18 protein-coding genes are annotated in these 21,465 nt (G+C 40.4%); 11 read left to right on the top strand and 7 right to left on the bottom strand.

The features are described from left to right. Positions 1-8 precede the first annotated feature (8 nt). Positions 9-1,241 carry a choice-of-anchor B family protein gene (locus ALE3EI_RS00435; RefSeq protein ID WP_186989734.1) on the top strand — a complete coding sequence of 411 codons (1,233 nt, stop codon included), beginning with the start codon at positions 9-11 and terminating at the stop codon, positions 1,239-1,241. Positions 1,242-1,315: 74 nt separating this feature from the next. Here the strand turns inward: ALE3EI_RS00435 and ALE3EI_RS00430 are convergent, their stop codons facing one another. From ALE3EI_RS00430 to ALE3EI_RS00405, 6 genes are all read right to left on the bottom strand, one after another. Next, positions 1,316-2,206, bottom strand: coding sequence for a DUF5694 domain-containing protein (locus ALE3EI_RS00430; RefSeq protein ID WP_222614543.1), 891 nt, complete (start codon positions 2,204-2,206; stop codon positions 1,316-1,318). A gap of 104 nt (positions 2,207-2,310) precedes the next feature. Beyond that, positions 2,311-4,191: a mechanosensitive ion channel family protein gene (locus ALE3EI_RS00425; RefSeq protein WP_186989732.1), complete on the bottom strand. Its 1,881-nt coding sequence runs from the start codon at positions 4,189-4,191 to the stop codon at positions 2,311-2,313. A 128-nt stretch (positions 4,192-4,319) separates the two neighbouring features. After that, the gene (locus tag ALE3EI_RS00420; RefSeq protein ID WP_186989730.1) at positions 4,320-5,936 is read right to left on the bottom strand and encodes a SulP family inorganic anion transporter; all 1,617 of its coding nucleotides are present in this window, start codon (positions 5,934-5,936) and stop codon (positions 4,320-4,322) included. A gap of 85 nt (positions 5,937-6,021) precedes the next feature. Beyond that, complete coding sequence (locus ALE3EI_RS00415) at positions 6,022-8,538, bottom strand: M14 family zinc carboxypeptidase (RefSeq protein ID WP_186989728.1); 2,517 nt, start codon at positions 8,536-8,538, stop codon at positions 6,022-6,024. A 283-nt stretch (positions 8,539-8,821) separates the two neighbouring features. Then, positions 8,822-9,211, bottom strand: coding sequence for a PUR family DNA/RNA-binding protein (locus tag ALE3EI_RS00410; RefSeq protein WP_186989726.1), 390 nt, complete (start codon positions 9,209-9,211; stop codon positions 8,822-8,824). A gap of 65 nt (positions 9,212-9,276) precedes the next feature. Then, positions 9,277-11,034 carry an ABC transporter ATP-binding protein gene (locus ALE3EI_RS00405; protein WP_186989724.1) on the bottom strand — a complete coding sequence of 586 codons (1,758 nt, stop codon included), beginning with the start codon at positions 11,032-11,034 and terminating at the stop codon, positions 9,277-9,279. Between the two features lie 118 nt (positions 11,035-11,152). On the opposite strand from ALE3EI_RS00405, the gene ALE3EI_RS00400 reads away from it, so the two are divergent. The 4 genes from ALE3EI_RS00400 to yajC all read left to right on the top strand — a co-directional run bounded on the left by ALE3EI_RS00400 (position 11,153) and on the right by yajC (position 14,140). Next, a complete protein-coding gene (locus tag ALE3EI_RS00400) occupies positions 11,153-12,250 on the top strand; it encodes a Glu/Leu/Phe/Val family dehydrogenase (RefSeq protein ID WP_186989722.1) in 1,098 nt (365 codons plus the stop codon). An 81-nt stretch (positions 12,251-12,331) separates the two neighbouring features. Further along, a complete protein-coding gene (gene nusB, locus ALE3EI_RS00395) occupies positions 12,332-13,276 on the top strand; it encodes a transcription antitermination factor NusB (protein ID WP_186989720.1) in 945 nt (314 codons plus the stop codon). Between the two features lie 54 nt (positions 13,277-13,330). Further along, positions 13,331-13,816: a DUF1573 domain-containing protein gene (locus ALE3EI_RS00390; RefSeq protein WP_186989718.1), complete on the top strand. Its 486-nt coding sequence runs from the start codon at positions 13,331-13,333 to the stop codon at positions 13,814-13,816. A 33-nt stretch (positions 13,817-13,849) separates the two neighbouring features. Further along, positions 13,850-14,140, top strand: a complete 291-nt coding sequence (gene yajC / locus ALE3EI_RS00385; RefSeq protein WP_186989716.1) for a preprotein translocase subunit YajC — start codon at positions 13,850-13,852, stop codon at positions 14,138-14,140. A gap of 71 nt (positions 14,141-14,211) precedes the next feature. Here the strand turns inward: yajC and pepT are convergent, their stop codons facing one another. Further along, a complete protein-coding gene (gene pepT, locus ALE3EI_RS00380; RefSeq protein WP_186989714.1) occupies positions 14,212-15,450 on the bottom strand; it encodes a peptidase T in 1,239 nt (412 codons plus the stop codon). A gap of 88 nt (positions 15,451-15,538) precedes the next feature. Between pepT and ALE3EI_RS00375 the strand changes: the two genes are divergently transcribed. From ALE3EI_RS00375 to ALE3EI_RS00350, 6 genes are all read left to right on the top strand, one after another. After that, on the top strand, positions 15,539-16,552 hold the full coding sequence (locus ALE3EI_RS00375; RefSeq protein WP_186989712.1) for a quinone-dependent dihydroorotate dehydrogenase: 1,014 nt from the start codon (positions 15,539-15,541) through the stop codon (positions 16,550-16,552). 6 nt (positions 16,553-16,558) lie between these two features. Beyond that, positions 16,559-17,200: a LysE family translocator gene (locus tag ALE3EI_RS00370; RefSeq protein WP_186989710.1), complete on the top strand. Its 642-nt coding sequence runs from the start codon at positions 16,559-16,561 to the stop codon at positions 17,198-17,200. 48 nt (positions 17,201-17,248) lie between these two features. Further along, positions 17,249-18,112: a hydroxymethylglutaryl-CoA lyase gene (locus ALE3EI_RS00365; RefSeq protein ID WP_186989708.1), complete on the top strand. Its 864-nt coding sequence runs from the start codon at positions 17,249-17,251 to the stop codon at positions 18,110-18,112. Between the two features lies 1 nt (position 18,113). Beyond that, positions 18,114-19,652: a bifunctional metallophosphatase/5'-nucleotidase gene (locus ALE3EI_RS00360; protein WP_186989707.1), complete on the top strand. Its 1,539-nt coding sequence runs from the start codon at positions 18,114-18,116 to the stop codon at positions 19,650-19,652. Between the two features lie 3 nt (positions 19,653-19,655). Next, on the top strand, positions 19,656-20,132 hold the full coding sequence (locus tag ALE3EI_RS00355) for a heme-binding domain-containing protein (RefSeq protein WP_186989705.1): 477 nt from the start codon (positions 19,656-19,658) through the stop codon (positions 20,130-20,132). Between the two features lie 136 nt (positions 20,133-20,268). Continuing rightward, on the top strand, positions 20,269-21,444 hold the full coding sequence (locus tag ALE3EI_RS00350) for a porin (protein ID WP_186989703.1): 1,176 nt from the start codon (positions 20,269-20,271) through the stop codon (positions 21,442-21,444). Positions 21,445-21,465 lie beyond the last annotated feature (21 nt).

Raw genomic sequence — 21,465 nt, 5'->3', positions numbered from 1 at the left:
AAAGCACTATGAAAAAATACTACCTATGCCTCTTCTTTTTGATACCTATACTTTCTGTAGCACAAATTACACTGAAAGGCTCACTTACTACAGGAAATTCAGGTACCGATGTATGGGAATATATAGATCCCAATAATGGAAATGTCTATGCTGTAATTGGCGGAAGTGGTATGTCCATTATCGATGTAACCGATCCTACCAATCCGGTTCAGGTTGAACATTTAACCTCGGTTCCCGGATTTGACGTAAAAGTGTGGGAAAATTATGTATACTGCGCGACAGGTGGAGGTGGTGATGCTTCTATCGTAGACATTAGTGATCCTACAAACGCTGTTGAAGTTGCAACCTTCCCATCGGCTCATAACTTTTTTATCGATGACAGGGGGTATTTATACACTTCATCTCCGGGAGTACGCATTTATGATTTGAATGCAGACCCAACCAACCCAAATTTATTAACTACTGTAGGGTCTGAAGGTCACGACGTAACGGTACGAGGTAATATGATGATCGATTGCCATGGTTTTTCGGGCACATTTCTTTACGATGTTACCGATCCGGCTAATCCTATTCTTCTGGGTTCCATTACCGATCCGGATATTACGTATCATCATCAGGGCGATTTTTCAACCGATGGCAATTATGTTTATATCTGTGATGAACTTGGAAATCATCCCCAGGCAGACATCACCGTATGGGACATTAGTGATATATCAAATCCGGTAAAAGTGGATGAGGTTGCAGATGGTACCGCAACTCCGCATAATTTATACGTGATCGATGATTTCGCCTATACGTCGTATTACACCGCTGGGTTAAAGATCTTCGATATAAGTGACCCTTCACAATTGGTCTTGTCCGATTCGTTTGATACGAATAGCGCTACGGGCGAAGGTTTTTCGGGAGCTTTTGGTGTGTATCCCTCTTCGGCGACGGGTAATATTTATATCAATGATAGCTCGGGGGTTTATATTTTCGGATTCGATCAATTATCGGTAGGAGATAATACGGCTATTGAATTTTCAATGTATCCGAACCCCGCAGATTCTGGGGTAAAAATAAACACGCCAAATACCGCTATTGAATCCGTTAGAGTGTATTCGATGTTTGGACAGGAAATACTGAATTTAAAAGATTTCTCATCAACTTCGGAAGTCGAGATCGACACTACTTCATTAAGCAGTGGTGTTTACTTTGTTCAGGTAAATGATTCTCCGGCTAAAAAACTGATCGTTCAATAACATTTATATTGATTTATATTAAAAAGGTCCTTCAGAATTCTTGAAGGACCTTTTTTTGATACTGCTATTTCATTTTAATCTAAACTATCGAATTCCACAAATTCGTATTCCGGAGAAGTTTCAAACAATTGTCGTAAGATAGCGGCATGACCGTTGCCCATGATTACGAGTATACGGTCTTCAGGGCTTTCAGTAATTCCCTGAATATTTCTAAAGATCCTAAGATTTCGATTATACCACCAAATAGACAAATTATCGGCTCCCTGATTGTTTTCAGATTTAAAATTTCCCAGTAAATACAATCCGTACCCATAATTATGGGACTCTCGTGAATTCATATGCTTAAAATAATCGAGTAGATTTACTCTAGAGGGAAGTTTATCTTCATAATCAAACCAGTTTTGCACATAGTCCCAATACCGATCTTCTCGCTTCCAGTCTATATTTCCCACTAATTTTTCCAGTGCGACGCTGTCCTGTACATACATATCCCTTTTTAAGGAATAGCTGTTAACGGCATATAGGGTGTCAAGATCAAGCTCCATAGCAATGCGCATTCCCAATTGAAACCTTTCGTCACGTTCTTCCCCAAACTCTCCTTCCCGATACTTTCGGTATTTTTCCATAGTTTCCCAGTTTGGATTGGCTTCTAACGCTATTTTGGTGGGATTAAACTTTTTGATGTAGGCTACAAGTTCGTCGATCTCACTTTTCTTCGGTTCTTTTAATACATCGATCTGATCCTCGGGGGTTGTTTTATGGGCGTCCAGCCCGGGATAGTTCATGTGGAAGGTTCCCACCACCAGAACTTTAGCTTTTTCTTCCGGAAAGAACGAGGAGGGAGCCTCAATTAATTGTTGCCTTTCTGCCGAAGTAGATTCGGTTGTTGAATTGTGTACTTCAGCTTTTTTTTCTGAACACCCTGTTAGAGTGAATACTATAAATGACAGGAAAAAGTATTTCATAATGCGTTTTATTGGTTTCTTTAAAGAGCATTAAAATACCGAAGTGTTACAGTTTGAATTAAAGTTTATAGCTTGCTCATTAAGATAAGCTGAAGGTCAACTGCTTACTTTTTATCTTTTTTCTGTGTGGTATGTACATTAAAACCCGGAGCTTCATAATCTTCAGGCAGATACTCTGAAGGGATCGTACTGGTATTTCCGTCACGGGCCGCACGATAGTGAGGCGACAGGATCTCAATACCTCTTTCATTACAAACATCCTGAATGTTCTGGTGTAAATTCGAATAGATCACGGCCTGCTTGTTGGCTTCTCTGATATAAGCGTTAATCTGATAGGCCACATAAAAGTCCTCCAGACTAGTTTGTAATACAAAGGGTTGTGGCTCCTTTAGCACTAATTCGGTGCGTAAGGCGGCATCAATTAGTGCCTGATACATATCCTTCCAGGGGACGTCGTACCCAATGGTAACCGTGGTATGAATGATCAATCCTTTTTCGGGTGCATCACTGCTATAGTTGATGGTATGGCTGTTCATCACCGTAGAGTTGGGAATTGAAATGATCTCGTTCTTGATGGTTCGAACCCTTGTCACTAAAGATGATTTTTCAATAACGTCGCCTGTAACTTCACCTATCTTAACGCGATCTCCAATCCTGAACAAACGCATATAGGTAAGTACGAGTCCGGCGATTAGATTTGAAAGTGAGCCGGCACTTCCGAAGGTAAATAAAAATCCAAGAAACACAGAAATTCCCTGAAAAATAGGAGAATCACTTCCCGGAAGGTAAGGGAAGATCACCACGATCATAAACGCAATGATCAATACTCTTACAATTTGATAGGTTGGGTTTGCCCAATCGGGATAAAACCCGTTTATCTGCAATTTTCCTTTGGCAATCTCATTTTTGAGAAAGCGAATGGCTTTCAAAACGTAGCGAAAAACGAAAATAATAACCAGTATAGTAAACAGATCGGGTAAATAATTCCAAAGCGCCAGAAGTATTTTCTTTACAGGATTCAGAATATACCCAAACAATGTATCTGCAAAGTTCTCTGTCCATGGGAAAAGTCCGAATAAAACAGGAAGGGCAATATAGATGGCTAACAATACGGTAAACCATTTAAGGATCTTATTGACGATGAGTAGGGCATTTACCTGACTTTTAGCATCGAACAGCGTATAGTTCTTAAACTGTATACCTTTTATTTTTTTGTTTTCCTGTTGTTGAATTCTAATGGCGGACCATCTGAAAAACCGAATAATATACTTAATTAAGAACCCGATGATAACGATCACCAATATTGCCAGACCAATACCTTTAAGAATGGTGAAGATGTTGGTTTCGGCACGATAGCGTTCTACGGCTTCCCCGATGGTGCTTTTATAGTCCTTGGCGAGCTCAAAAGGCGTCTTGTCATTCCATAGACCGTCACTATCGGAGACACTTAAAATGATCAACTCTTCGTACAGAATATCAAAAGTGGTTTCTGCTTCGACTATTTTAAGTGAATCCTTATTAAAGCCCAGATTTTGAGGTAGGTTTTTAATACGCCTTCCAATAGCATCTGCTCGTTCCTTGGGAGAAAAGCTTCCTAACTTATTATGAATTAAGAACAATGTATCTCCAAAAAAGCCCATAACCGGATGCCCTTTAGTGTTCTTTTTTAGCGCTTCTATCTGAAGCTTACGTTGTTCCAGAAGTCGTGCCTCCTGTAAATTTAATTGTTTTAATTCTTCCTGAAGAGCGACCCTTTTATTTTCATCGGTAGATTTTAATGCGTCTATCTGGTTCTGAAGTTCAACTTTTTTTAACGAATCACTTATTCGTTGCGCTTCAAGCAGTCGTAATTTATTAGTGTTATTTTGAATTATCAGAGAATCTGAAGGATTTTCAGCATTGATAATACTATCAGATTGGGCAGAAATCACCTGTACACAAAAGAGCAGTGCAATACATATTGTTAGGCGATTTAACTGTTTCATTCTTATAAATTTAAGGACAGCGAATGTAATCAATAAATGCTTTTAAAATTGATTTTAAGAAATATTTAATATAGAGTGTAATATATTGAAAATCAGAATATAATACAGCGATTAGTGGGTGAAATTGTCTAAACTTCACTATCCATAATATCGGTCACTACATAGTAGCGAGGATCGTCGATGGAGTCTTCAATTATTGTGGAGAACTCAGGATTCCATTTAAGGAGCAGGGTTTTACAATCCGGACTTAAATGTGTAAGCTTTATCTGTTTTCCACCGTCTATATATTTGTTGGCAATATTCCGTAAGGCTTCTACACCACTGTGATCACTAACTTTCGATTCTATAAAATCGATCTCGATCTTTTCCGGGTCTGTAGCAAAATCGAATTTCTTATTAAACGCTTGAGTAGATCCAAAGAACAAAGGTCCCCAGATCTCATATACCTTGGTGCCATCATCTTTAAGGTGCTTTCGAGCCCGGATCATAGTTGCATTTTTCCACGCAAAAACCAAGGCCGACATGATCACTCCAACGATCACTGCGATGGCAAGATCCTGCCAAACCGTAATAGCAGATACCGAGATTAATACGATCGCATCCGGCAGCGGTATTTTATTTAAAATTCTGAAACTACTCCATGCAAAAGTACCAATTACGACCATAAACATTACACCCACTAATGCCGCAATGGGGATCTGTTCAATAAGTGGTGCCCCAAATAGTATAAAACAGAGTAGCGCAATAGCTGCTACAGCACCGGAAAGTCGTCCTCGACCACCCGAGTTTACGTTAATGATCGATTGTCCTATCATTGCACAGCCGCCCATTCCACCAAAGAATCCATTTAAGATATTGGCACCTCCCTGCGCCACACATTCGCGGTTTCCACTTCCGCGGGTTTCGGTCATTTCATCAATTAAATTCAAAGTCATAAGGGATTCTATTAATCCCACGGCGGCAAGTAAAAATGCGGTGGACAGTATGAGGTCCCAATGTCCATTGAGGGTGTAAAAGAGTCCGAAGATCTGATCCTGAAAAGTAGGTAAGGTACCTTGTAATCCTTCACCACCGCCATCACGTATAAATGATCCTACCGTACTTACATCAATTCCTCCAAAGATCGTAATACAAGCAACAACAATGATCGCGACCAGGGCTGCAGGTATTTTTTTTGTCAGCTTCGGTAGACCAAACATTATAGCCATGGTCAAAAATACCAACCCCAACATGAACCAAAGCTCGCTACCTTGCATAAATTGCTGGGTTCCGTTCACATTTTCTTTAAAGAGACCCAATTGTGATAGAAAGATCACAATGGCGAGTCCGTTTACAAACCCCATCATAACGGGATGGGGGATAAGTCTTACAAATTTTCCTAACCGAAGTACTCCGGCCGAAATTTGAATCAATCCAACAATAAGCAGCGTAATAAACAGCCATTGCAATCCGAGATTATCAATAGGAGTGGCCATGGCATCTCCTACCTCGTTGCCTTTCTGGATCATGTGCACCATAACAACTGCCATAGCGCCTGTAGCTCCCGAGATCATTCCCGGCCGACCGCCAAACAATGAAGTGACGATTCCCATCATAAAAGCACCGTAAAGCCCTACCAACGGATCAATACCTGCGACAAATGCAAAGGCTACAGCTTCGGGAACCAGGGCGAGTGCCACGGTTAATCCCGAGAGAATATCATTTTTAGGATTTTGTGTAAAATTCTTTATGGTTTTTTGTAACATATCTTTCCTTAAAAAAGCGGCAAAGATAGTGTTTTAGCTTACATCCTAATGTCTTTTAAAAATCTAAATACCAGCCCTACTCATTCTACATCTCATCTCCAAAGAAAATGGCGTTCATAAGCAATTTGTTGGTTCCGTACCAAAAGGCTCTGAAATTGGTGTTATCGGTAAAATAGATTACTTGTCCGCGCCCCATACCACTTGTCTTAAACGGTACCGTTCCTCCAAGTTCTTTCAGGTTGGGTTTGGAAATATAACCGCTCATTAAGGGATTATTGGTATATTTTATAGGATTGTTATAACTGTTGTCGTCTGCTTCAACAAAAATGGTTGTATTTCTGAACATAGGCAGTTTGCTGTTCTTGTAGCCAAAGGCGATGGGATGTGAGCGGTCTAGTTCGGCTTCAAAAATTGCCCCACCTATAACCTGAGCACCAAAGTAATCTCCTCGCTGTTCGAATGAAATATTGGTGGCGGTATCCTTTACCGACTTAAATTTCATTTTAAGGAATTCGTTGCTGTTAAGCCATCGGCCGGCATTTCGATACCCGATAAGCGTACCTCCGTCTTTTACCCAGGTCTTTAATTTTTCGGCATCATCTTTATCCAGAGCATTTCCCCAACTAGCGGGTAGTATGATATCGGTATATCTGCTAAGATCCCTCCAATTAAAGTTACGGGTATCCAGTTTTGTGATCTGCATATCGTAGCGGGTATCGAACAAATGCCATATTTCTCCTGCGTCGGAAGGATTGATACCTTCGCCAACTATCATTGCTACTTTTGGAAGTTCTACGGCTCTAAACATATTACTTCCCAGGTCATTTCCCTGAGCAAGTCCGGTAGATACTCCGGTGATCGTAACTTTAGTTTCGGAACTTACCTTTGCGAGAAATTCGGCTAATGCTGCCCCCTGCAATTTTTGGTTTTGAACCGGAATAAGTATTGTTCCGTAATCGTATTTGTTGTTTTCTAAAGTAAACGGAGTCATCCCTACTTTAGCCCGTAGACCTTCCTTTAGGATCATATTGAGCGCTTTAGGGGAATAATATTCGTGCCACTCCATGAGATAAGCATAGTTAGATCTAACCGGAGCTGCAGGCATTTTCATTTTAAGATCGCTAATGAGTTCACCTGCATTGTTCATTGCGACATTCTCGTTATAATCCAGATTAAATGCCAGTGGGAAAGACCAGGCACTGATGTCGTAGAAGAGACTGTCTGTAAAGGTGATTCGCTTTTCGAACATGGCCGTAATGAGTCTGGAATTTTTCTGATTCATAGGCACCACATAGCTATACCCTTTTTTATAGGTTTTTCCGTTTGACTCAAAATCTGCTTTTAATTCGTGGAATTTTATCTGATGACGATCTAGTATTTCGGCCAGATGATACGCTTTAGCAGCATCTTTTGAATCCCCAAACACAATGGCTTTTCCGGTAGCCTCGCTTCGGGCATTATTAAAAAATTCACGCTGATAATCCAGCAATTCCTTTCGCATGCTCACGGCTGCTTCCAGAGTGGAGAGCGCTGCGGTAAATTGATTGCGCACGGTAAATGGAAAAGTGAGCACCCCGTTATCACTCTCCTGAGCGTGACCCCGTGATGAAGCCTGTTCAAAGAGTATCCCAATACTTCCGTTTATATCGGGGAAGGTAGATCCCTTTCCGTAGTAGAAGTCGTCAAAATTTTCTTCGGAATAATAAAAGCTCCCCAATTTGTCGAATGCCCTGGCATGAAATTTACCGATCGCTGCAGTAAGGTCCTGGTTTTTTTGCGGGGTCAAAGGATGAGTTCTCGACGGAATTCCCGGTTGAAAAAAGAAACTGGAATTGGTTCCCATTTCGTGATGATCGGTAAGGATATTAGGACGCCATTCGTGGAAAGTCGCTATCCGTGCTCTGCTTTCAGGTAATTGAACAGGCAACCAGTCGCGATTCATATCGAACCAATAATGATTTGTACGACCCCCGGGCCAAACCTCGTCGTATTCCCGGTCGTTGGGGTCGGGGTTTATATTAATGCTCTTGTGAACATTCGCCCAATAAGAAAAACGTTGTAGGCCGTCCGGATTTAAAGAGGGATCAAAAAGAATCACCGTATTGTTTAAAAGTTCCTCTATTTTTGGGCCTTGAGCCGCCGCCAGATAATAGGCAACAGCCAGTGCTGCATTAGATCCACTGGGTTCGTTTCCGTGTATTGAGAAACCTTGATACACCACTGCGGGCATATTAGCGGTGTTAAGAGAGCCAGAATTTAAATCGGAAAGCGCCAGATGATCTTTTTTGATCTGTGCGATATTGTTGTGATTGGCAGGGGCCGTTATGGTGAGCAGTAGCAGAGGCCGTCCTTCAAAAGTTGTTCCTCTGTTCTCGATCGAAATCCGGTCACTCACTTCTGCTAATACGGTCATATAATGAGCGAGTTTATCGTGCGTGATGTGCCATTCACCTACTTCATGACCAATCACCGATTTAGGTGTTGGGATAGAAGGATTATAAGTAACATCGGATGGAAGATAATACGTAAGATCTAATTCGTTAGTTTGTGCAGTACTTAAAAAGAAGCATAATAAGATAGGTAGGTAACGTAGTTTTTTCATGTGTTAGTTGCTGAATAGTTGATTAAATTATTGCGTTAGGGACCCGTCGTAGCTGTACTTGAAGCTATGGCGAACTTATTCAGGTGTTGTTGGAGTGCTCCTTCTATACTCCAAAAGGGAGTCGTGGAGGAAGCAACTGCCGTTATCTTGCCTCTGCCGTTAGGCAGACCAGACGCTCTGTAGCTTCCAAAGGGAAGCGAAAAAGGGTAACACCCAAAGGCTAAATATAAAAAAACCGTCACGAAGTTGTAACGGTTTCAAAATTTTTAACGCTCGAGGCTTTTTATATATCTTCAAAATCGATATCGGTAAAATCGGAAGTAGAAGGTTGCTCAGCACTTGTAGTTTGCTTAGGCTCTGCGTCTGCTTCCTCTCTTTTGTAGTCTTTTTGGTGACGTTCGCTAATCACTTCCTCACCTTTTTCGTCGATGATATACTGGATCATTTCATTCACATTCTCCTGAAATTCGGAGAAATCTTCTTTGTATAAATAGATCTTGTGCTTTTTGTAATGGTAAGAACCATCGTCGTTGGTGAATTTTTTGCTCTCGGTAATGGTTAGATAATAATCTCCTGCCTTGGTCGCTCTTACATCAAAAAAATAGGTGCGTCTTCCGGCACGCATCACTTTTGAAAATATTTCTTCTTTCTCCATTGCGTACTGCTCACTCATAGTTGTAAAGTTTGGTTTTCGTTGTGCCAAAAATCTAAAAAAAATACAAATAAGGCAACTATAAGTTACATTTCTTTTTCTAAAAGCTGTTTGGCATACAGTTCTTTGTAGTATCCATCGCTATTTACAAGCTCGTTATGTGTTCCCTGCTGGATGATCTGTCCTTCTTCCAGTACGATGATTTTATCGGCATTCTTTGCTGAAGAAACCCTGTGACTCACTACAATGGTCGTCTTATTTTTTGAAATTCTGTGTAAGTTTTGAAGGATCTCCTCTTCCGTTTCGGTATCCACCGCCGAAAGACAATCGTCGAACAGCAGTATTTGCGGATCCTTAATGATCGCTCTGGCAATAGATACCCGCTGTTTCTGTCCGCCGCTGAGGGTAATTCCGCGTTCACCGAGAATCGTGTCGTATCCCTTACTAAAACCTACAATATTCTGATGCACTGCAGCATTTTTGGCTGCTTCTCGTATTTCCATTTCGGTGGCGTCATCTTTCCCGAATCTGATATTGTTTCCTATGGTATCGCTGAATAGGAAGGCGTCTTGAGGAACATATCCTATGCTTCCTCTAAGGCTGTTCAGGTTTAATTCGGAAATAGGGGTTTCGTCAATTAGTAATTGTCCGTGCTCCACATCATACAATCTGCCTATAAGTTCGAGGATGGTCGATTTTCCGGAGCCGGTATTTCCAATTATCGCAAGCGTTTCGCCACTGTTTACCGAGAAACTAACATTTTTTAAGGCGGTAATGTTGGTGTCGGGATAGGTATAGCTGAGGTTGTTGAATCTTATATTTCCTGATATAGGGGTGACTTCACTTACCGTATTGATAATAGTAGGTTTTTCCTTTAGGAACTCATTGATCCTTTTTTGAGAAGCCTCTGCTTGTTGTACTATGGAAGTAACCCAGCCCACTATAGCGACCGGCCAGGTAAGCATATTTACATAGATTAGAAATTCAACAATAGTTCCCAGATCTTCGATCTCGCCGTTCATAAACTGATTTCCGCCTATATAAATGACCATGATATTACTTAGACCAATAAGCAGTACCATTAAAGGGAAAAATAAAGCCTGCACTTTTACCAGATCTATGTTCTTGTCTTTACTACCTTCGGAAAGCTCCACAAAATCGGCGTTGGTCCTGGGTTCGATGCCATAGGCCTTAATCACTGAAATACCGCTGAAACTTTCCTGCGTAAACGTGGTTAATTTCGAGAGATAAACCTGTACTATGGTACTCCGTTTGTGAATGGCCACGCTAAGGCGATACACCGCAACCGACAGTACAGGAAGCGGAGCGATTGCATACAACGTTAGTTCGGGAGCCTTGTAGAACATATAACTAATTACCACAATAAACAGCGTAATGGTTGTCACGCTGTACATTAAGGCGGGACCTACATACATTCTCACTTTTGAAACGTCTTCACTAATACGGCTCATTAGATCCCCGGTGCGGTTGGATTTGTAAAAACTAAGCGACAGGCGTTCGTATTGCTGAAAGATCTCATTCTTTAGATCGAATTCAATATAGCGCGAAACGACAATAAAGGTTTGTCGCATCAAAAAGGTAAAGAAAGCAGCCAGTAAAGTGGTTCCAATGATGAGTAAAATATTGGTAAGCAATTCAGATTTAACAAGGGCAAGATCTGTGATATCACCGCTAATGTATTTTTCGACAACACCTACCGAGTCTCCAATAAACTTTGGCGTTAGTAGGGCAAATACTCTTGCAACTATTGTAATTATTAGTCCCAGCATCAATCTCCCTTTGTATTTAACAAAGTACTTATTGACGAATTGAAGTTCTTTCATTTAGGGCAATACGTTTTATTAACAAATTCTTATTTTAACAACTATTTCTTTGTGGCTTTACTATCAAACTACTACTTTTGCACGTCCTTTTTAGAGGATATATAAAATTAAGAATACTATGGTGACTGAAGTAGTGAACAAAAATGAGCTTCACAAATTAGACCCTGTTTTTGGGCAGAATTCTTTTGACAATCACGAGCAGATCGTTTTTTGCAACGACAAAGATACAGGATTAAAAGCAATAATTGGAATACATAATACGGTTTTGGGACCGGCTTTAGGCGGAACCAGAATGTGGCAGTATAAGAACGAATGGGATGCTTTAAATGATGTATTGCGTCTGTCCAGAGGGATGACGTTTAAGAGTGCTATTACAGGCTTAAACCTTGGAGGTGGAAAGGCAGTGATCCTTGGAGATGCAAAGACACAGAAAACTCCAGAACTGATGTTGCGTTTTGGTGAGTTTGTTCATTCTTTGAACGGAAAGTATATTACTGCTGAAGATGTGGGAATGGAAACGTCAGACATGGATCTGGTTCGCACTGTGACTCCTTATGTCACCGGAATTTCTGAATCAATAGGAGGAGCCGGGAATCCTTCGCCAATAACGGCTTATGGTGTGTTTATGGGAATGAAGGCTGCTGCAAAGTATACCTTTGGGAGTAGTGATCTTGAAAACAAGGTGGTTTATGTACAGGGAATCGGAAATGTGGGAGAGGCTTTAGTAGAAAACCTTTCTAATGAAGGAGCCAAGGTATATATCGCCGATATCAATCAGGAGCGCTTGGAGGAAGTACGAGATAAGTACAGTGTGGAGATCTACGGAGGTAATAATCTCTATGCAGAGGATATGGATATTTACGCTCCCTGTGCTTTAGGCGCAACGGTAAACGATTCGACCATTCACCAGTTAAAGGCAAAAGTGATCGCCGGAGCGGCGAACAATCAGTTGGCAGACGAATTGAAGCACGGTCTGATGTTACGGGAAAAAGGAATTGTTTACGCACCGGATTTCCTAATCAACGCAGGTGGGATCATTAATGTTTATGCCGAATTGGAAAATTACGGAAAACAAGAGATCATTCGAAAAACAGAAAATATTTTCAATACAACGCTTGAGATCCTTAACAATGCCGAAACTAACGGGATCACAACGCATCAAGCAGCTTTTGATGTTGCTCAGGCGCGTATCGATAGTAGAAAAAAAGAAAAATAATTTCGACATTTTAATAGTATATTTGCAACGCACAGTGAGTTTCCCTGTGCGTTTGTGATTTATAACAGTTCTTTTACAACTATGCTTACAAGAAGACATATTAGGGTTAAGGTGTTACAATCTATCTACGCTTTTAATCAGACCGACCACAGAGACCTCGATAAACAAGAAAAATTCTTATGGTATAGTATAGATCAAATGCACGATCTTTATGTGCTTTTACTTCAGTTGTTAATAGCTACCCGGGATCAGGCCGAGTCGTATCTTTTGAAATCTCAACAAAAACACCTCGCCACGACCGAGGAAAAAAATCCGTCCCGTACATTTTTAAATAATAAGGTGATCGCCCTTATTTCAGAAAATAAAACCCTTTCAGAAATAATAAAAAATAAAAAGCTCAATTACTGGAAGGACGATAATGAGTATGTCGCCATACTGTTTAAAGAACTTCGAAAAAAAGATTGGTACATCGAATACCTTCAGAAACCGGACACCACCTTTGCAGAAGACAAGGAATTTGTAATAAAGCTTTACAAGCAGGTCATTGCACCCAACGAAAAACTTTATGATTACCTTGAAGATAGAAGATTGACTTGGCTGGATGATTTTCCGATTGTAAATACGGCCATTGTAAAAATGTTGCAAGGGCTGTCACCTAAGAATGCTGTAACAACTTTAATACCCGATCTATACAAAAATGAGGAAGACCGAACTTATGTGATAGAGCTTTTTAGAAAGGTTGTGCTTAAAGACGAGCAACTGGCAAAAGAAATAGAGGGAAAAACCCCAAATTGGGATAAGGATAGAATTGCAGAAATCGATATGATCATTTTAAAGATGGGGATCGCCGAGTTTAAGCATTTTCCTTCGATCCCTGTTCGGGCAACCATAAATGAATACCTCGAAATTTCTAAAGAATACTCAACTCCTAAAAGCAGTCTGTTTATCAATGGAATACTAGATAAATTGGTAAAAGAGTTCCAGGAGGGGGATAAATTGAATAAAATCGGGCGCGGACTTAAATAAAAGCAAAAAAATAATTACTTTAGCCACGCTTTAAAACATAATAATTTTAATACTATGAAAAAATCAATTTTAATTTTAGCAGTTCTTTCTGCTTTTATTTTCACTTCTTGTAAAGACAATGCTGCCGACAAGGTGAATGAAGAAAATGTTGCAGCTGCTGCAGACCGTGATGCTAAGGCTGGAGATTATCCGGTGATGACCTTTGCTGAAACAGAATTTGATTTCGGAACTATCGATCAAGGGACTGCTGTTGAACACATCTTTAAGTTTACCAATACAGGAAATGCTCCTTTGGTGATCGTTGATGCAAAAAGTAGCTGTGGTTGTACCGTTCCTGAATATACAAAAGCACCTGTTGCTCCGGGAGAAGAAGGAGAGTTGCTTGTGAAATTCAACGGTAGTGGTAAAAACCAGGTTAGTAAAACTGTAACGATTACTGCAAATACAGAAGCGGGTAAAGAAACTCTTAAAATTAAAGCTTTTGTAAATGCTCCAGAAGGTGCTGCAGGGACTTCTACCATTCAAGCAAGCGGTAATTAATAAACGTTAATCAACAATTCTTAGTTTCTTTCTATGGAACAACAAAGCTTTATTCTTCTTATTTTAATGTTTCTCGTGGTGTATCTTTTTATGATCCGCCCTCAAATGAAAAAGCAAAAGCAGGAGAAGAAGTTTGCTCAGGAGTTAAAACGCGGTGATAAAGTGATCACTAAAAGCGGAATGCATGGTAAAATTCTCGATCTTAATGATGATGGAACCTGCATTATTGAATCCGGAGCCGGAAAAATGAAGTTTGAGCGTTCTGCCATTTCTATGGAGATGAGTAACAAACTTAACGCACCTGTTTCTGAAAAGAAAAAATAAGTTGTTGGACAAACAAAACAAAAGAACCTTCAGTTTTGCTGAAGGTTTTTTTGTGCGTTAATGTTAGCTGATTATTTCTTCGTAGCTGCAAGTTGAGCAATATTGACAATGACCTCAATCGCCTTTTGCATGCTTTCTACCGGAACATATTCGAATCGACCGTGAAAATTATGGCCCCCTGCGAAGATATTAGGACACGGCAGTCCTTTAAAACTGAGTTGAGAACCATCGGTGCCACCTCTAATTGGCTTTATCAACGGTTCTATACCTGCTTTTTTCATGGCTTTTTCGGCGAGCTCGACGATGTGCATTACAGGTTCAATTTTTTCTCGCATGTTATAATACTGATCTTTTATTTCTACTGAAATAACCTCTTTTTCATACTGAGCATTGAGTTCGTCTGCCAATTGTTGCATCATTTCCTTTCTGGCTTCAAAATGCTCTCTGTCGTGATCGCGTATTATATACTGTAGTTTTGTTGAATCTACCTCACCTTTAATAGTGTGCAAATGGAAAAAACCTTCTCTGCCTTCTGTGTGCTCCGGAGTTTCCATTCGGGGCAGGGAATTGATATAATCGGTAGCAATGTACATACTGTTCACCATTTTTCCTTTGGCATAGCCCGGATGAACGATCTTTCCTTTTACGGTAACTACAGCTCCTGCGGCATTAAAATTTTCATATTCAAGTTCGCCTATCTGACTCCCGTCCATAGTGTATGCCCAATCCGCGCCAAATTTTTCAACATCAAATTTATGAGCACCACGACCAATTTCCTCATCGGGCGTGAAACCAACACGAATCTTTCCATGTTTGATCTCAGGGTGATTCACTAAGTACTCCATAGCCGACACTATTTCTGCAATTCCCGCTTTGTCATCTGCACCTAGTAGGGTCGTTCCGTCGGTAGTGATCAATGTCTTTCCTTTGTAAAGCAACAGATCTTCAAAATAATCGGGAGACAGCACTATGTTTTCAGCTTCGTTTAACACGATATCTTTTCCGTCGTAATTTTCTACGATCCGGGGTTTTACGTTAGCCCCTGTAAAATCTGGGGAAGTGTCGAAATGTGAAACAAAACCAATAACCGGAACCTCATGATCTACGTTGGCTGGTAATGTTGCCATGATATAGGCGTTTTCATCTATACTGACTTCTGTAAGTCCGATGTCCTTTAATTCCTGAGCCAGGGCATTGGCAAGATCCCATTGTTTGGCAGTACTGGGGGTGGTTTCACTTTCCGGGTCACTTTCGGTATCCACGGTAACATAGCTTATAAATCGGTTGATGAGGTGTTGTTTGTCGATCATACTTTATGAATTTCGTTGCAAATTAAAACATTATCGATTTAACAAATACATACTTTAATACTATTTTTGCATCTCATTGTAATCTGGTATGTACAAAGCAATTATCCGACCCTTGTTTTTTCTTTTTGACCCCGAAAGCATTCATCACTTTACTTTTTCAATGATAAAAATGTTGAGCAGTCTGGGTTTTGGTGGAATATTCAGAAGTATTTATGTGAAGGAAGATCCCAAACTGGAGCGACAACTATTCGGACTCACTTTTAAGAATCCGGTGGGTCTGGCGGCTGGATTTGATAAAGATGCCAAATTGTACCGGGAACTTTCCGATTTTGGATTCGGATTTATAGAAATTGGAACTCTTACACCTAAACCACAATCCGGAAATCCGAAGAAAAGATTATTCCGACTTCGGGAAGATTCGGCATTGATCAACAGGATGGGATTTAACAATGGAGGAGTGGATGCGGCTGTGACTCGTCTAAAAAAGAATAAGGGAGTACTGGTTGGAGGAAATATCGGAAAAAATAAGGTGACTCCTAATGAAGATGCCGTGAAAGATTATGTGATCTGTTTTAACAGCTTGTTCGATCATGTAGATTATTTTGTAGTAAATGTAAGTTCTCCAAACACACCCAATTTAAGAGCACTTCAGGATAAAGCACCATTAACACAGTTATTAAAAACCCTAAAATCTGAAAACGCCAAGAAAGATAAACCAAAACCCATACTCTTAAAAATAGCCCCAGATCTAACAAATGAACAGTTGCTGGATATAATCGATATCGTTTCAGAAACGAAAATTGATGGAGTGATCGCTACAAATACCACTATTTCGAGGGAAGGAATTTCTTCAGAACATAAGGAAGAGACGGGAGGATTAAGCGGAAAACCATTAACTGAACGCTCTACCGAAGTGATCCGATTTCTTTCAGAAAACAGTAATAGGGCATTCCCCATTATCGGCGTTGGCGGGATACATACTGCCGAAGATGCGCTTGAAAAAATTGATGCAGGTGCGAGTTTGGTGCAGTTGTATACCGGATTTATTTATGAAGGCCCGGGTCTTGTCAAAAAAATTAATAAGGCAATACTGGAAAGGTAAATGGGCATGGTCGAAAATTTAATTTCTTTCTCGATTGCCACGCTGGCATTGGCTATTTCCCCCGGACCCGATAATATTTACGTACTTACTCAGTCTCTTGTAAACGGAACCAAAAGTGGAATTGCGACTACGGCCGGATTAATTAGTGGATGTATTGTTCATACCACCTTTCTTGCCTTCGGACTCTCATTGATCATTACCACTTCCGAAGCCCTCTATCTGGGAATAAAAATACTGGGTGCCTTGTATTTAATGTACCTCGCTTATAGTGTATACAAGAGCGATGCTTCAGTTTCTCTGTTAGATAACGCACCCAAAAAATCAAATCTGGCACTGTTTAAACAAGGGGTGATCATGAACTTGGTTAATCCGAAAGTGATGATCTTTTTTTTGGCATTTTTTCCCGCTTTTTTATGGGAAGATCCGGAAAGCACCACAAACAATACCGTGATACAGTTTTATATACTGGGAATTACCTTTATGATCGTTTCATTCCTAACTTTTAGCAGTATCGCACTATTAGCCGGAAGTATTTCTAAATTTATTCTGAAGTATAAGAGAATAGGGGCTTTCTTAAAATGGCTCCAGATCGTAGTATTCTTAGGAATAGCAGTTTATATTCTAATTCCCGAAAACTGGTTTTCCTGAATTCTTTTCTCTTCTGAATTTCTTGCTAATAGTAGTATATTTACAGGAATGCAAAAAGTGAAGATCATAGAGTGTCCGCGCGACGCCATGCAAGGCATAAAGGATTGGATTCCAACCGAAAGCAAAGTGCAATATATTCAATCGCTATTGCGCTGTGGTTTCGATACCATCGATTTTGGAAGCTTTGTTTCACCCAAGGCAATTCCTCAAATGCAGGATACGGCAGAGGTGCTCTCAAAACTGGATCTTTCCGCAACCGAAAGCAAATTATTGGCGATCGTAGCGAATGTTCGCGGTGCAGAGGCAGCAGTTACGCATCCTGAGATACAATATCTGGGCTATCCATTTTCAATTTCCGAGAATTTTCAGATGCGCAATACACACAAAACTATTGCACAATCCATTGAGATACTCAAAGAGATCCTTTCCCTTTCCACAAAAAATGGAAAAGAAGTAGTCGCTTACTTATCCATGGGCTTTGGTAATCCATACGGTGATCCATGGAATGTGGATATAGTGGCAGATTGGACCGAAAAACTTTCAGGTATGGGAGTTAAGATACTCTCGCTTAGCGATACGGTCGGCACTTCAACGCCCGAGATCATAACGTATTTGTATTCTAATTTAATTCCGAAGTATCCAAACATCGAATTCGGGGCTCATTTACATACTACACCAACCAGCTGGCATGAAAAGATAGATGCAGCATTTACTTCCGGTTGCCGAAGATTTGACGGAGCCATACAGGGGTTTGGCGGCTGTCCCATGGCAAAAGACGAATTAACCGGAAATATGCCTACCGAAAAAATGCTCAGTTATTTTACTGCTGCGAAAGTTGACTGTAATATAAGTCCCATGCCTTTTGAAAGCGCCCATAACGAAGCCACTAAAATATTTACGAAATATCATTAATATGAAGCAGTTTATCCTAAGTTTTTTGATATCAGTTTTCCTTTTTGGATGTTCATCGACTCGAACGCCTGTAACTGAAACCGGGGATGACGGTCTCATTACCTTTAAATTCATACAACTCAATGATGTTTATGAAATCGCCCCATTAAGCGGGGGTCAATATGGAGGTATGGCACGTGTTGCCCACGTAAGGGATTCGGTGGCAAAAGTAAACCCAAACACCTTCTTATTTATGGCGGGAGATTTTTTAAACCCGTCGTTATTGGGAACCATTAAACTCCAAGGTGAGCGGATCGCGGGAAGACAAATGATAGAAGTCATGAATGCGATGAACTTCGATCTGGTTACTTTTGGAAACCACGAGTTCGATATATCGGAAGAAGCGTTACAAGAACGTCTTAATGAATCGAATTTTACCTGGGTTTCTGCAAATGTCTTACAGGTACAGGAGGACGGCAACAAGCCATTCTCCATTCAACGGGACGTTGGAAATATTCCTATTCCTCGTACTTATAAAAGAGTGATTCGTGATAAAGATGGGACTGAGGTTACGGTAGGTTTTATTAGTGTCACGGTACCTTCAAACCCCAGGGATTATGTGTTGTACGGTGATATTTATACTACAGCCGTCGAAGCCAATGAAATACTGAAGGATCAATCTGATATTACTATTGGATTTACACATTTAACCATAGATCAGGATAAAGAACTTCTGAAATATCTTCCAAATTTGCCTTTGATAATGGGAGGACATGAGCATAACAATATGCTGGTTACTAACAACGGCGGCGTAATTGCTAAGGCAGATGCCAACGCTAAGACCGTATATATTCATACCCTAACCTATAATGTGCATACGAAGCAATTAAATATAGACTCCCACTTGATGCCTATTGATGATACAACACCATCTAAACCGTCGGTTAAAGCTATCGTGGACAAATGGAATTCGGTCCTTGATGCCCAGATCAAGCAGGTAATTGATAATCCCAATGAGATTATATACCGCGCCGTTCCCCCGCTAGATGGAACCGATAGCGCAAATCGTTCAACACAAACCAACTTAGGAGGGATCATAACCAGAGGAATGTCCTATGCTTATAATAATGACATGGACGCGGTTATAGTGAATTCAGGGTCCTTCAGAGTAGACGATATGCTGGAAGGAGATATAAGTACTATGGATATTTTCAGGGTGCTGCCGTTTGGAGGAAGTATTGTAAGAGTTAAAATGAAAGGGTCTTTATTAAACGAAGTTCTGGATTACGGGAAGGAAAAAAGAGGGAATGGTGCATATTTACAGCGCTATTTGATCAACGTGAACAGCGCAAATGGAAAATGGATGATCAAAGATGAACAAATTGATGACGAGAAGACGTACACTATAGCCACCAGTGATTTTTTAATGTTGGGTTACGATATTCCCTTTTTAACCGAATCGCATCCCGGTGTGATTGAAGTGTATCATCCAAAAGAAAATGAAACGGCGTATGATATTAGAAAAGCTGTAATTTTATATTTAAAATCCCTAAAGAAATAAATTATGAAGAAGGTTTTAAAATGGTTCTTTATTCTGGCTTTGGCAGCTTTGATCGTAATTCAGTTCTTTCGTCCGGAAAAGAACAACGGAGGCTATGAAAGTGTAATGGCTTTTGAAAAGGAAACCAAACCTTCCGCACATCTGGCATCGGTGCTCAAAGAAAACTGCTATGACTGTCACAGTAACCAGACGCAGTATCCCTGGTATGCCGAGATCGCACCCATCTCTTTCTGGTTAGAGGATCATATAAAGCATGGAAAGGGTGATTTTAATGTTTCAGAATGGGGGACATATTCTGCTAAGAAGAAAGATCATAAGCTGGAGGAAGTGATTGAAATGGTAGAGAAGGGCGAAATGCCACTTGATTCCTATACTTGGCTTCACGGAAATCTCTCTGAAGATGAAAAGAAGTTGTTACTACAATGGGCGACTGTGGCCCGACTTCAATACAAAAAAGAACTGATTATTTCGTCTAATTAATACAGAATCAAAACGATAGAAAAATCCTTCCGATTTTATTTAAATTTATTCTAAATAAACTTGTGAGAATGTATTTTCAATTTTACTTTTGCGGCTGAAAAATAAATCTATTTATATTCAGTCTAAATAAAGTTAAATGAAAAAACTACCCATCTTATTTGTGTTATTTGCGTCACTGGCCTACGCTCAAACTGCAAACGATTCTATAACGACAAATCCTCAATTACAACAAAATGCAGCTCAGAGAATTCTTGCTTCCAGCAATGGAAATGCAGTGACAATTGGAGCGTATGGTGAGGTCACCTATAACCAACCTGAAGGAGATAACGGCGAGCTGGATGTTCAGCGTCTGGTTCTTCTGTTGGGATATAAATTTAATGATAAGACCCAATTTGTTACCGAAATAGAAATTGAACATGTAGAAGAAGTTTTTGTAGAACAGGCATTTGTAAATTATGCATTGACCGATAATGTGAACCTTAGAGGAGGTCTTATGCTTGTTCCCATGGGAATTGTAAACGAATATCACGAACCCACTACATTTAACGGTGTAGAACGTCCGGGAGTAGACAGTGCCATTGTCCCAACCACCTGGCGTGAAATTGGGGTTGGTGTAAACGGAAGGTTTGCCGATGCTTCTTTAAGCTATCAGGCATATATTTTTAATGGCTTTAAGTCGACCGTTAGTGACGGTGAAGGCGGAGCAAGCGGATTCATTGGAGGAAGCAGCGGACTAAGAGGCGGACGTCAAAAAGGGATCAAATCTACGGTAGACAGTCCTACGTTTTCTACAAAGCTCGATTACTACGGAATCCCCGGTTTGCGTTTAGGGTTGGCAGGTTACTTCGGAAAGACCCAAGCCGAAGATGAAGTTGAGGAGCTTGAAGGCGCTAATGTAGGAATAAGCATGGTTGGATTCGATGTGCGATACGCCTTTCAAAGATTTACCGCTAGAGGACAATTTATCTATGCATCCCTTACAGATACTGAAGACTATAATGCTCTAACGGGTCAGGATCTTGGAAGTGCCTTAATGGGATACTATGCCGAAGCGGCCTATAATCTTCTTCCGTTGTCGGCAAAACAAAGATTATTCGTATTTGCCCGATATGAAAATTACAACACCCATGCCGATACTGCGGGCGGACTGGCACAGAACAATGCTTACGATCGAAACGATATAACCACCGGATTGTCTTATCATATTGCTCCCGGAGTAGTGATAAAAGGTGATTATCAGTTTAGAGATAACAATGTAGAGGGAGGTGATGTAGATGATCGTTTAAACTTTGGAATAGGAGTTTGGTTCTAAAAACCCAAATACATTATGCTT

This window comes from Constantimarinum furrinae (genome assembly GCF_014295415.1).
Lineage (GTDB): Bacteria > Bacteroidota > Bacteroidia > Flavobacteriales > Flavobacteriaceae > Constantimarinum > Constantimarinum furrinae.
This window is presented reverse-complemented; position numbering and strand designations above follow the sequence as displayed.

Coding starts and splice junctions, on each gene's coding strand:
- ALE3EI_RS00400 (WP_186989722.1), top strand. CDS start 11,153: ATGGTGACTGAAGTAGTGAACAAAAATGAGCTTCACAAATTAGACCCT.
- ALE3EI_RS00365 (WP_186989708.1), top strand. CDS start 17,249: ATGCAAAAAGTGAAGATCATAGAGTGTCCGCGCGACGCCATGCAAGGC.
- ALE3EI_RS00410 (WP_186989726.1), bottom strand. CDS start 9,211: ATGAGTGAGCAGTACGCAATGGAGAAAGAAGAAATATTTTCAAAAGTG.
- ALE3EI_RS00420 (WP_186989730.1), bottom strand. CDS start 5,936: ATGTTACAAAAAACCATAAAGAATTTTACACAAAATCCTAAAAATGAT.
- ALE3EI_RS00415 (WP_186989728.1), bottom strand. CDS start 8,538: ATGAAAAAACTACGTTACCTACCTATCTTATTATGCTTCTTTTTAAGT.
- ALE3EI_RS00355 (WP_186989705.1), top strand. CDS start 19,656: ATGAAGAAGGTTTTAAAATGGTTCTTTATTCTGGCTTTGGCAGCTTTG.
- ALE3EI_RS00370 (WP_186989710.1), top strand. CDS start 16,559: ATGGTCGAAAATTTAATTTCTTTCTCGATTGCCACGCTGGCATTGGCT.
- ALE3EI_RS00405 (WP_186989724.1), bottom strand. CDS start 11,034: ATGAAAGAACTTCAATTCGTCAATAAGTACTTTGTTAAATACAAAGGG.
- nusB (WP_186989720.1), top strand. CDS start 12,332: ATGCTTACAAGAAGACATATTAGGGTTAAGGTGTTACAATCTATCTAC.
- ALE3EI_RS00425 (WP_186989732.1), bottom strand. CDS start 4,191: ATGAAACAGTTAAATCGCCTAACAATATGTATTGCACTGCTCTTTTGT.
- ALE3EI_RS00435 (WP_186989734.1), top strand. CDS start 9: ATGAAAAAATACTACCTATGCCTCTTCTTTTTGATACCTATACTTTCT.
- ALE3EI_RS00390 (WP_186989718.1), top strand. CDS start 13,331: ATGAAAAAATCAATTTTAATTTTAGCAGTTCTTTCTGCTTTTATTTTC.
- pepT (WP_186989714.1), bottom strand. CDS start 15,450: ATGATCGACAAACAACACCTCATCAACCGATTTATAAGCTATGTTACC.
- ALE3EI_RS00430 (WP_222614543.1), bottom strand. CDS start 2,206: ATGAAATACTTTTTCCTGTCATTTATAGTATTCACTCTAACAGGGTGT.
- ALE3EI_RS00375 (WP_186989712.1), top strand. CDS start 15,539: ATGTACAAAGCAATTATCCGACCCTTGTTTTTTCTTTTTGACCCCGAA.
- ALE3EI_RS00360 (WP_186989707.1), top strand. CDS start 18,114: ATGAAGCAGTTTATCCTAAGTTTTTTGATATCAGTTTTCCTTTTTGGA.
- yajC (WP_186989716.1), top strand. CDS start 13,850: ATGGAACAACAAAGCTTTATTCTTCTTATTTTAATGTTTCTCGTGGTG.
- ALE3EI_RS00350 (WP_186989703.1), top strand. CDS start 20,269: ATGAAAAAACTACCCATCTTATTTGTGTTATTTGCGTCACTGGCCTAC.